At 70.7% G+C, this 10,559-nt stretch carries 12 protein-coding genes; 6 read left to right on the plus strand and 6 right to left on the minus strand.

Annotated elements, in window-relative coordinates; all coding sequences use genetic code 11:
• Positions 1 to 146: 146 nt before the first annotated feature.
• From B8W67_RS08585 to B8W67_RS08600, 4 genes are all read right to left on the minus strand, one after another.
• Entirely contained in the window at positions 147 to 2,348 is a 2,202-nt protein-coding gene (locus tag B8W67_RS08585; RefSeq protein ID WP_069390721.1) for an acyl-CoA dehydrogenase family protein, read from the minus strand.
• 107 nt (positions 2,349 to 2,455) lie between these two features.
• Positions 2,456 to 3,445 carry a 2-hydroxyacid dehydrogenase gene (locus tag B8W67_RS08590; RefSeq protein ID WP_069390720.1) on the minus strand — a complete coding sequence of 330 codons (990 nt, stop codon included), beginning with the start codon at positions 3,443 to 3,445 and terminating at the stop codon, positions 2,456 to 2,458.
• Entirely contained in the window at positions 3,436 to 4,569 is a 1,134-nt protein-coding gene (locus B8W67_RS08595; protein ID WP_174254745.1) for an alpha/beta hydrolase, read from the minus strand. The genes B8W67_RS08590 and B8W67_RS08595 overlap by 10 nt, the downstream gene beginning before the upstream one ends.
• Entirely contained in the window at positions 4,566 to 5,222 is a 657-nt protein-coding gene (locus B8W67_RS08600) for a TetR/AcrR family transcriptional regulator (RefSeq protein WP_069390719.1), read from the minus strand. Before B8W67_RS08600 ends, B8W67_RS08595 begins: the two co-directional genes overlap by 4 nt.
• A 107-nt stretch (positions 5,223 to 5,329) precedes the next feature.
• Here B8W67_RS08600 and B8W67_RS08605 point away from each other — a divergent pair, with 107 nt between their 5' ends.
• Together B8W67_RS08605 and B8W67_RS08610 are read left to right on the plus strand one after the other, a co-directional pair.
• Positions 5,330 to 5,905 carry a VOC family protein gene (locus B8W67_RS08605; RefSeq protein WP_069390718.1) on the plus strand — a complete coding sequence of 192 codons (576 nt, stop codon included), beginning with the start codon at positions 5,330 to 5,332 and terminating at the stop codon, positions 5,903 to 5,905.
• Positions 5,902 to 6,372, plus strand: a complete 471-nt coding sequence (locus tag B8W67_RS08610) for a hypothetical protein (RefSeq protein WP_133056082.1) — start codon at positions 5,902 to 5,904, stop codon at positions 6,370 to 6,372. The genes B8W67_RS08605 and B8W67_RS08610 overlap by 4 nt, the downstream gene beginning before the upstream one ends.
• A gap of 33 nt (positions 6,373 to 6,405) precedes the next feature.
• Here B8W67_RS08610 and B8W67_RS08615 read toward each other — a convergent pair whose 3' ends face one another.
• Positions 6,406 to 7,050: a TetR/AcrR family transcriptional regulator gene (locus B8W67_RS08615; RefSeq protein ID WP_084228462.1), complete on the minus strand. Its 645-nt coding sequence runs from the start codon at positions 7,048 to 7,050 to the stop codon at positions 6,406 to 6,408.
• A gap of 86 nt (positions 7,051 to 7,136) precedes the next feature.
• Here B8W67_RS08615 and B8W67_RS08620 point away from each other — a divergent pair, with 86 nt between their 5' ends.
• Positions 7,137 to 8,039, plus strand: a complete 903-nt coding sequence (locus B8W67_RS08620; RefSeq protein WP_085303440.1) for an oxygenase MpaB family protein — start codon at positions 7,137 to 7,139, stop codon at positions 8,037 to 8,039.
• Here B8W67_RS08620 and B8W67_RS08625 read toward each other — a convergent pair.
• Entirely contained in the window at positions 8,036 to 8,575 is a 540-nt protein-coding gene (locus B8W67_RS08625; protein ID WP_234806704.1) for a hypothetical protein, read from the minus strand. The two genes, B8W67_RS08620 and B8W67_RS08625, sit on opposite strands and share 4 nt — an antisense overlap.
• A gap of 71 nt (positions 8,576 to 8,646) precedes the next feature.
• Between B8W67_RS08625 and B8W67_RS08630 the strand changes: the two genes are divergently transcribed.
• The 3 genes from B8W67_RS08630 to B8W67_RS08640 form a co-directional block, all read left to right on the plus strand.
• Entirely contained in the window at positions 8,647 to 9,453 is an 807-nt protein-coding gene (locus B8W67_RS08630; RefSeq protein ID WP_085303444.1) for a hypothetical protein, read from the plus strand.
• 121 nt (positions 9,454 to 9,574) lie between these two features.
• Positions 9,575 to 9,874 (plus strand): PE domain-containing protein, encoded by a 300-nt coding sequence (locus B8W67_RS08635; RefSeq protein WP_069390712.1) that lies wholly within the window; start codon positions 9,575 to 9,577, stop codon positions 9,872 to 9,874.
• Positions 9,875 to 9,884: 10 nt separating this feature from the next.
• Positions 9,885 to 10,559: PPE family protein (locus B8W67_RS08640; protein WP_133056083.1), on the plus strand; the 675-nt coding region annotated here is incomplete at its 3' end.

Genomic DNA, 10,559 nt, shown 5'->3' on the forward strand with positions numbered 1-10,559 from the left:
GCACGAATCTACCTAGGGCGAAAAGGCCCGGTGTTGTAGTCGGCCCCGGCGGTGCGGTGGGCGCGTCGGTGGTGGAACTGGCCCGCGGCGCGCTCGGCTCGACTGAGATGTCCACTGGGACGTCGTTTTCAGCAGCGACCCGGTGGTTACGGATCGCGGGGCAGCCCCAGCAGCCGCTCGGCGATGATGTTGAGCTGCACCTCCGAGGTGCCGCCGTAGATCGTGGTGGCGCGGCTGAACAACAGGTAGTCGGTCCACTTGCCGGGCGCTTGCTCGGCGTCGCCGATCGCGGCGTCGACGCCGAAGGAAGCCACCCCGAACTCCGCGTAGCCCTGACCGGTGCGCATCGACAGCAGTTTCGACACCGCCGCCGAGGGCATCGCGTCGCCACCGGCGATGGTCAACAGCGTGGACCGCAGGTTGAGCAGCTTCGCGGCATGCCCCTCGGCGATCAGCTGGCCGGCTCGGTGCTGGGCGACCGCGTCGAATTGGCCCTCGCCGACGAAGTCGACGAACTGCTCCAGGCTCGCCAGGAACGGCAGCTCGGTGCTGCCGATCGACACGCGCTCGTTGGTGAGGGTGTTGCGGCTGACCTCCCAGCCGCGGTCGACCTCGCCGAGCACCATGTCGTCGGGGATGAACACGTCGTCGATGAACACGGTGTTGAACATCGCCCCGCCGGTCAGCTCGCGCAGTGGGGAGACCGTCACGCCCTCGCTTTTCATGTCCAGCAGGAAGTAGGTGATCCCGCTGTGCTTCGGCGCGTTGGGGTCGGTGCGGGCCAGCAGCGCACCCCAGGCGGAGAACTGCGCGGCCGACGTCCAGATCTTCTGGCCGGTGACCCGCCAGCCGCCGTCGACCTTGGTGGCCTTGGTGGTGAGGCTGGCCAGGTCCGAGCCCGCGCCCGGCTCGGAGAACAGCTGGCACCAGATCATCTCGCCGCGGAACGTCGGGGGGAGGAACTGCTGCTTTTGGGCGTCGGTGCCGTAGGCGACGATCGAGGGGATCAGCCAGGCGGCGATGCCCATCTGGGGACGCTTGACCTGGCCGGTGGCGAACTCCTGGGCGATGATGATCTGCTCGATCGGGGTGGCGTCGCGGCCCCACGGCGTGGGCAGGTGCGGCTGCACCCAGCCGCCCTCGGCGATCGCGGCGGTGCGCTCGTCGCGCGGGATCGCTTTGAGGGCGGCCACCTCGGCGCGGATCTCGCTGCGCAGTTCCTCGGTGTCGGGGTCCAGGTCGATGTCGACGGGCCGCATGCCGGTAGCGGTGGCGGTGTCGACCACCTGCTGCGGGTAACCGGCCCGCCGACCGAACGACGCGGCCAGCAGCAGGGTGCGCCGGTAGTAGACGTTGGTGTCGTGCTCCCAGGTGAAGCCGATCCCGCCGTGCACCTGGATGCAGTCCTGGGCGCAGCGCTGCGCGGCCGCCGGGGCCAGAGTGGCCGCCACCGCGGCGGCGAACTCGACGTGGGCGCTCTCCCAGCCCCCGTCGCCGGCCGCGCCGGCCTCGTCGAGGGCACGGGCGGCATCCCAGACCGCGGCGGTCGCGCGTTCGGTGTCGGCGATCATCTCCGCGCACTTGTGCTTGATGGCCTGGAACTGCCCGATCGGCCGGCCGAACTGCTCACGGATCTTGGCGTACGCCGCGGCGGTGTCGGTGGCCCACCGGGCCACCCCGACGGCCTCGGCGGCCAGCAGGGTGGTGATCAGGGCGTGGGCGCGGGCGCTGCTGAGGTTCGTCAGCGCGGCGTCGGCGCCGACCTCCACGGCGTTGGCCCGCACGTGGGCGATCGGGCGCAGCGGATCCACGCTGGGCACCGGTTCGATCTCCAGCTGGTCGGCGGGCAGCGCCACCCACTCCTCGCCGCTGTCGATCGCGACCGGCAACACCAGCAGCGACGCCTGCGCCGCCGCGGGCACCGACCGGGCCTCCCCGCGGATCACCAGGGTGTCCCCGGAGCGGGTCGCGGTCAGCGACGATTCCAGCGAGTAGGCGGCGATGGTGGCCCCCGACGCCAGGTCGCTCAGCGCCGGCGCCTCGGGGTCGTGGGCGGCGAGCAACGCGCTGGCGATCGCCGACGGCACGAACGGCCCCGGCACCGCCCCGTAGCCGAACTCGGCGAGCACGACGGTCAACTCCAGGGCGCCGAACCCTTGTCCCCCGGCGGACTCCGGCAGGTGCAGCCCCTGCAGCCCCTGTTCGGCGGCGGCCTTCCAGTACGGAGGCGGGTTCTCCAGCGGTGTCTCCAGCGCGGCGTGCAGCACGTCCGAGGGCGCCACCCGAGCCACGAAGGAGCGCACCGAATCGGCGAGGTCGTGATGCTCGGTGGTGATCGCGATCGGCATGGTGGGCTCTCCTTCGGGTGGGGGCGGGGTGAGGGGTCGGGGGGGTCGGTCGGACCCAATCTACTAACTGGTCGGTCGGTTGGCGAGACGCCGGGGTGCTCTCCGTACTATTTCGTAGGGTAATCGCCGGTGGGTGGCGAGCCGGACCCGCCGACCCCGTTCACCACGTGGGCCAGCGCGCGCCCGTCGGCCAGCCGACGGCAGTTGTCGATCGCGGTTGCCAGATAGCGCCGCATGGTGTCGGCGGTGTACCAGGTGACGTGCGGGGTGAGCACCACGTTCTCCAACGCCAACAGCGGGTTGTCCGCGCCGACCGGCTCGGTGGCGAACACGTCGAGTCCGGCCGCGGCCAACCGGCCGCTGCGCAACGCCTCGATGAGCGCACCTTCGTCGATGATCGGGCCGCGGGCGGTGTTGACCAGCACCGCCTCCGGACGCAGCAGCGCCAGCGCCTCGCGGTCCAGCAGATGGTGGGTCGCGTCGGTCAGTGGCACGTGCAGCGAGACGATGTCGCTGGCGGCGAGCAGCGTCGGCAGCGGCCGCCAGCCGGGATGCCGGTCGTCACCGGTGGAGGTGTGCAGCACCGTGGCGCCCATCGCGGCGACGATGGCCGCCACCTGTTTGGCGACGTTGCCGTAGCCGACGAGCCCGACGGTGCAGCCGCCGATGTCGCGCACGGTTTCTCCCAGGCTCGGGTCGGTGGGCCAGCCCCGCCCGGCGCGGGTGGCGCGATCCAGCGCCGGCAGACGGCGCAGCGCCGCCAGCATCAGCAGCACGGCCCCCTCGGCCACCGAGGCGGCGTTGGCCCCGGGCATGTTGGCCACCGCGATGCCGCGGTCGGTGGCGTCGGCCACCGCGATCGTGTTGACCCCGGAGCCGAGTTTTTGTACCAGCCTCAGCCGTTGGCCGGCCGCCAGGTCGGTGGCCGAGACCGGACGCAGCACATGCCAGAGAACCTCGGCGTGCGGCAGCTCGCGATAGAACGTCGCGTCGTCGTCTTCGGCGCAGAACCGCACGTCGAGCCAGTGCGCCTCGGCGGCGACGATCTCGCGCACCTTCGCTCCGGGCTCCAGGTGCGCCAGCACCCTCAGGGCCATCGCTGAGCGATCCATTTCGCGACGATGTCGGCCTGTTCGCTGCGCGCCCCCGGGGTGGTGAAGTAATGGTCGGTGTCGATCGAGTGGAAGGTGGTGTCGGCGCTGGCCAGCGCGTCGACGATGCGCCGCGCGTCGGACGGGAACACCCCGGTGTCGGCGTGGGCGTTGATCACCAGCGCCGGCACGTCGATGCGCGCCAGGTGGGGCTCGGCACGGGTCTGGGCGTGCCGCAGGCTCCACATGCTCAGCCAGTTGCGCAGGGTGCAGGCCGCGGCGATGCCGTAGGTGGAGCGGTTGGCCTTGGCGGGCACGCCCGCGTAACACATGTTGGGGGTGCGGCTGGTCGGCTCCAGCGTCGGGTCGACCATGCGGGGATCGGCCCAGGTGCGCATCACCGTGAACGGCCGATCGGAGAACCCGGCGGCGCGCACCCGTTTCCACTCCGCTTCGACCCAGTCGGTGATCGCGTGGTTGCGCGCCGTCTGCGCGGCCCGGTAGCGGGCGACGAACTCCGCGGGGTAGGGCGGTCCGTGGCGACCGTTGAACAGGTCCAGTTCGGCGTCGGTGGCGACCGGGTCGTTCTCGTCGACGACGGCGCCGTCCATCCAGGCGGTGAGCACCTCGGGGCGGCCCGGGTGCGCGGCGGTGGCCACATAGCCGTCGGCTGCCGGCAGGTCCTCGACCCCGGTGGCCGGGCGCATCCCGGCCAGCGGGGTGACGTTCGGCTCGACCGCTTGCGATTGGTAGGCGGCCATCAGCGATCCGCCACCGGAATTGCCCAGCAGCACCACCGTGTTCACCCCGGCGGTCTCGCGCAGCCAGCGCACGCCGGTGCCGATGTCGACGAGCGCGTGGTCGAGCAGAAAGCTGCTCTCGAACCCGCGGAAGCGGGTGTTCCAACCGAGGAAGCCGATGCCGCGGGTGGCCATGTAGTCGGCGAGGTAGTGCTCGGAGAAGTCGATTTGGTAGTGGGTGGCGATCATCGCCACCGTCGGTTTGGTCCCGACCGGGCGGTAGTAGAGCCCCTGACAGGGGTGCCCACCGGCTCCGGCGCGCCGCGCCGTGCTCGACGGCAGGCCGATGAACTCGCGCACCACGCCGGGGGTGCAGCCGGTGGCGGTCACGGTCGGGCTCCTTCGGGGCAGTAGATGGCCCGGTAGACGATGTGGGCCAACGTGGCGATGCAGGCCTCGTCATCGGGGCCGCCGCCGGGGCCGTTGCTCCCTCGGGGACCCCCGAGTTGGATGAAACAGAACTGGTTGAACATCGCGACCAGGGCCTCGGCCAGCAAGCGCGGATCGTCGCCGCGGCAGTAGCCGTCGCGTTGGGCGCGGCGCACCGTCTCGGTGAAGTAGGCGATCGGGATGGCACAGATCTCGGCCCAGTAGTCCGCGAAGTCCTCGTTGACCATCGCCAACTGCCAGATACCGATCATCTCGGCGGTGCGGTGGCGGTAGGTGTGCCAATGCGCCGCGGCGGCGTGGTGGGCCCGGTCCCAGTTGGACAGCCCGGAGCGGTTGATGGGGGCTGCCCGGCCCGCGGCCTCGTCGCGGAACCGCTCCGCCCATTGGCGCAGCATGTCCTCTTTGGAGTCGTAGTAGTTGTAGAACGACGCCGCCGACCGGCCCGACGCGGCGGCGATGTCGGCGATCGTGGTCGCCAGCACGCCCTGGCGGGCGATGAGGGTGCGGGCGGCCGCGTCGATCGCCGCCCGGGTCTGTCGACCCCGCTCGGTGGGCAGCGACGCAACCGGGTCGACGGCCTGATCGGTGGCCAAGCTCGGTACCTCCTGTCGGCCCCGTGTGGGCGAAGCCCTGGTAACAACCTGAACCTGATGTTAGATTCAGATTCACTGTAATGCCAGGCTGACCAGGGGGTCCGGCGATGATCAAGCCGTCCAACATCAACCACGAGTTCGCCTTCAGCGGCATCAGCCACGTCGCGCTGGTCTGCTCGGACATGGCGCGCACCGTCGACTTCTACAGCAACACCTTGGGGATGCCGCTGGTCAAGGCGTTGGATCTCCCCAACGGCATGGGACAGCATTTCTTCTTCGACGCCGGCAACGGCGACTGTGTGGCGTTCTTCTGGTTCACCGAGGCCCCCGACCGGGTTCCGGGCATCTCCTCGCCGGAGGCGATCCCGGGCATCGGGGAGATCGTCAGCGCCGTCAGCACGATGAACCATCTGGCGCTGCATGTGCCGCCGGACAAGTTCGACGAGTATCGGGAGAAGCTCAAGGCCAAAGGAATTCGGGTCGGGCCGGTCCTCAACCACGACGACTCGGCGACACAGGTCAGTCCGCACGTGCACCCGGGGGTGTACGTGCGGTCGTTCTACTTCCTGGATCCCGACGGGATCACGATCGAATTCGCCTGCTGGACCAAGGAGTTCAGTGACGTTGACACCCAGGTGGTCCCCAAGACCGCCGCCGACCGGCAGACCCCCTCGGTGGCGTGAACGTCCGACCCGTCGATGGCGTGATCGCCGGGGCGGCCAGTTTGCTCGGTTTCGCCGGGGCGGTCTGGTACGGGTTTTCCACGGTGGTGCTCGGCGCCGTGCTGGTCTGGTCGACACTGCTCGACGGCTGGCGCCGCCCCTGGGGCGGGCCTGATGCCCCGGAATCGCTGGGGCCGCTGGTGCTGCTCGTGGTCGGCACCGTCGTGCAGGCGGCGCTGGCGGTGGCGCTGATCCGCGGCGGGACGTTGCTGGGCCGCGGTCGCGACACCGGCCGGCGCATCCTCGTCGCCGCCGGCGCGGCGGGACTGGCCCTCGCGCTCGTCTGGCAGGGGATCAACGTCGACGCCACCGGGCTCTCCGACCCGGTCAATCTGGCCACCCTGCCGGTGCCGTTCCTGGCGATCCTGCTGGTTCTGGTGCTCATCCCGCCGACGCGGCGGTGGTGCGACCCCGCCGCCTGGCGGTAGGGCGCCCGGCAACGACTGCGGGTCCTGCGGGTCCTAAGGCGCCCCGCGGTAGAGCTTGGGGCTGCCGAGTTCGTTGAGAAGCGCGGTCAGGTAGTCGACCAGCTCGCCGGGGGAGAGTCGCACCGTCCCGTTGAGCCAGGCGCTGATGGTCTGCGCGACCCCGCCGACGACGAAATGCGCAGCGGCGCGGATGTGGTCGTTCTCCGGCATGCCGAGCACCGCCACCGCGTGCTGGCCGGAGAGCAGGGCCAGCAGTGCACCGGACTCCACTCGTTTGCGCACCACGACCGCGTTGGCCAGGTGGGCGCCGAACAGCAGCCGACCGATCCGCGCGTCCCCGGCGATGGTGCGCACCACGTTGTCGATGCCGGCCCGGGTCTGCTCCTCGCGGTCCGCGGCGTCCACCGCGGCCTGGGTCGTCGTCGCCAGATCCCCGATCACCTGGTCGAACACGGTCCCGACGAACTCGTCTTTGTCGGTGAAGCTCTCGTAGAAGTAGCGAGCGGCGACCTGGGCGCGCGCGCAGACCCGGCGCACGGTGAGCTCACCCAACTCCGCGGGCTCGGCACCGAGCAGGTCCAGCCCGGCGGCCAGCAGCTGGCTCCGGCGCGCCGCGACCCGGTCGGCGGCCTGCACCCCGCGGTACGGGCGCGCCGGGGAGGACTCGGGAGGCGACACCGCCCCATCATCTCTTGACTCGGCGGCCGCTCGGTACGAGTATTCTGGAAACAGTGGTTCTCACAATTTGATGGGCGGTGAGTCCGATGTCGGGTACTCAGAGCGCGGTGGTGGAACGTCCGGTCGGGGACGGCCCCGATCCGACCCGGCCGCAGGCCCCGCCCAACCCGAATCCGGACATGACCGACGGGCTGTTCGGGCTGTCGCTGATGGCCGGCTCGGCCAACGTGATCATGCAGCTCGCCCGGCCCGGGGTGGGCTACGGCGTGGTGGAGAGCACCGTCGACGGCGGGCGTGCCGACCTGCATCCGTTCAAGCGGGCGCGCACCACCATCGGTTATCTGGCGGTGGTCGCCCTGGGCACCGACGCGGAGAAGACGGCGTTCAAGAAGGCCATCGACACCGCGCACCGGCAGGTGCGGTCGACATCGCAGAGCCCGGTCAAATACAACGCCTTCGATCCGGAACTGCAGCTGTGGGTTGCCGCCTGCCTCTACAAGGGCTCGGTGGATCTGTATCGCATGTTCTACGGCGAGATGGACGACGACGAAGCCGAGCGCGCCTACCAGGAGGCCAGGATCTTCGGCACGGCCCTGCAGGTGCGTCCCGAGATGTGGCCGGCCGACCGGGCCGCCTTCGACAAATACTGGCAGGAGCAGCTGGAGACCAACATCCACATCGATGACACCGTGCGCGACTATCTGTATCGCATCGCCGCGGTGCGCATGCGCGGTGTGACGCTTCCGGGGCCGTTCCACAAGCTCGTCGAGGAGCCGATGCTGTTCATCACCACCGGTTTCTTGCCGCAGCGGTTCCGTGACGAGATGCACCTGTCGTGGTCGCCGGCGAAGCAGAAACAGTTCGACGCGCTGATCGCGCTGCTGCGGGTCGTCAACCGCCTCACCCCGCCGCCGGTGCGCCGGTTCCCGTTCAACGCCTTGATGTGGGACATGCGCTGGCGGATGCGCACGGGCCGCCCGCTGGTCTAACGCGGGTCAAACCGGGGGTGAGTCACGGCCACGGCCGCCGACACCCCGAGCGCACCGGCGGCCAGGCCGAAGATCAGGTGGCCGACGATCTTCGCGGTGAGTCCGGCCGCACCGGCGAGGCCCAGCGGCACGGCCACCGCGACCAGATGGATCGGCGCGGCCGCCACCGCCAACAGCCAGGGCCGACGACGCACCGCCGTGGTACCCGCGAGCAGCGCAAGCGCGCTGGCCGCCACGACGTACCGGCCGCCCTCCCACGACGCGCCGTGCGCGACGAGTCCGCCGATCGTGGCGGTCACGCCCACCGCGATCACCGTGGCCCGCACCCGACTGGTGGCGGCGACCACGACCAGCAGTGTCAGCCAGATCAGGCCTCGATGCCCGGGCAACCCGATCGGGAGTCGCACGTCGGCGGTGGCGGCGATCAGTGCGCCCGCCACGACCGGGACGGCGATCTCGCGGATCGCCCAGCGCGCCCAGGCCGGCCCCGATCGTGTCGACAGGGTGGGGAATGCCGCAACCATCGACGCAACCATCGGCACAGAATACCGTGTATGCGGATTATTGCCGATTGATTATCCGCACATGCGTTCCTTAAGCTGCGAAGGTGGCTGCTGCGGTCGGGGCGTTATCGGTCGGGGCGTTATCCGGTGTCGATGTGCTGATCGGGATCGATGACACCGACGACTTGGTCAGCCCGGGAACCGGTCGACGAGCCCGGCAACTGTTGCAGGTGTTGGCGAAGGCCGGTCTGGGCACACCGGCCGGCGCGACCCGCCACCAGTTGCTCGTTGACGACCGCATCCCGTACACCTCGCACAATTCCAGCGCGTGCCTCGCCTGGCGCAGCCCCGGTGGCGACCCGGAGGCGGTGCTGGGCGCCGTAATCGACGCGGCCGCAGAGTTTTTGGAAAACGTCTGTCCGCCGGACGCCGACCCCGGTCTGGTGGTTGCCGTACCGGGGCGGCTCGGAGCCGAAGCCGCCGCGCTCACCGAGTTCGGCCGGCGCGCCCAGCAGGAGGTGCTGGCAACGGCGGCGGCCCGCCGCCTCGCGGAGGAAGTCGGCGTGCACCTGTCCGGGCACGGGGGCACCGAGGACGGCGTGCTGGGGGCGCTGGCCGCCGTCGGATTGCATCTGAGCGGCGGCGACGGGTTCTTCCTCGACCTGCCCGGACTGGAAACGTTGCCCGCGCAGGCCGACATCGCCACCGTGCGGTCCCTGACGCCCATCGACGTCGCGCGCGACAACTCCCACAGCAGCCCCACCGCCGGCGAGCCGATCGAGTTGGGCGACTGGGTCCGACCGGTACTGCTCAACAATCAGGCGGTCCTGCTGCTGGAGAAACCGACGGTCGATCACCGGGGGCGACGACGGTGGCGCACCGCAGCCCGGTCGGTGGTGAAGACATATTGACGGGCACCGAAAAGGGCACCGATGGAAGGTGAGGAATCGGCGTGACCATGGGAACCACAACGAGAACGCGGCCGTTGCATCCCGCCGGATGCGGTGCGGCCGACGGGAAAGGGGTGCGGCGATGACACTGTGGGTTTCGCCCGAGGGGTTGGCCGGCACGAGCGCAGCGGTGGAGGCCATCGCCGCACAATTGGCGGCACTGCACGCCGCCACCGCACCGGCGATCTCGGTCGTGGCCCCACCGGCCGGTGACCCGGTGTCGGTCCAGGCTGCGACCGACCTCAGCGTTCAGGGCGTCCAACACGCCGCCGTCGGCTCCTATGCGGCCGGGGTGTTGGGCCGGGCCGGCGTCGGGGCCGCCGAAGCGGGCGCGGACTACGCCGGTGGTGACTTGCTCGCTGCAGCCACCTACCCCCGTTAGGCGCGTCGCGATGGTGGTACCTCTGATCTGGCTGGCGTCGCCGCCGGAGGTTCATTCGGCATTGTTGAGCAGCGGGCCCGGTCCGGGGCCGCTGCTCGCGGCCGCCGGTGCGTGGACGCAGCTCAGCGTGGGATACGAGGCGGCGGCCGCCGAACTGGCCACCGCACTCAGTGGCGCGCAGGCCGTCTGGTCGGGAGAGACCGCTGAGACCTATGCGAGCGCGCACCTGCCGTACCTCGACTGGTTGCGACTGGCCGGCGATCTCAGTGCGCGCTCCGCCGCCCGGCACGAGATCATCGCCGGCGCTTACGTCTCGGCCCTGGCGGCCATGCCGACGCTGGCCGAGCTGGCCGCCAACCACACCGTGCACGCGGCGTTGCTGGCAACGAACTTCTTCGGGATCAACACGATCCCGATCGCGGTGAACGAAGCCGACTACGCCCGGATGTGGGTGCAGGCGGCGACCACGATGCAGGGCTATCAGGCCACCACCGAGAGCGCGAAAGCCCTCGGCCACACCAGCGGCGGCACCGTCAGCCCCGCCGGGCTCGCCCGCGCGGCTGCCGCCGGATCCGGTCAGGGAGCCGGATCCGGTCAGGGCTCGGGGGCCGGCTCGGGTGCCGGCCAGGGCTCGGGTGCCGGGGCCGGCAGCGGCAGCGGTGGCGGCAACGGCGGCGGGGGAGGT

The sequence above is a fragment of the Mycolicibacillus koreensis genome, from assembly GCF_002104795.1.
GTDB classification, from domain to species: domain Bacteria; phylum Actinomycetota; class Actinomycetes; order Mycobacteriales; family Mycobacteriaceae; genus Mycobacterium; species Mycobacterium koreense.